At 50.0% G+C, this 206-nt stretch carries 1 pseudogene; it reads left to right on the top strand.

The features are described 5' to 3' along the window. Positions 1–206: pseudogene (locus ACK3CV_RS25490) on the top strand (ankyrin repeat domain-containing protein); the annotation flags it as partial.

The raw sequence follows: 206 nt of genomic DNA, 5'->3' as shown, positions 1-206 counted from the left end.
GCCGCAGTTGGATAAACTGTTGTCATCAGTAAACAAAGAGATCTTAAATCGTCCAGCTAAGGAAGAAATGACCTTATTGTTCTGGGCGATAAATAACGCTATCTTTGACAAGAACACGCCAGAGCGGATCAAGATCATTACGGATCTGGTCAAGGCGGGGGCAGGCCCACTGCAGCCTAGGCCGGAAGGGAGAAGTAGCCCCGCTG

This window comes from Serratia sp. TSO36 (genome assembly GCF_057808395.1).
The sequence above is the reverse complement of the archived record's forward strand: the minus strand, read 5'-3'. Positions and strand labels throughout refer to the sequence as shown.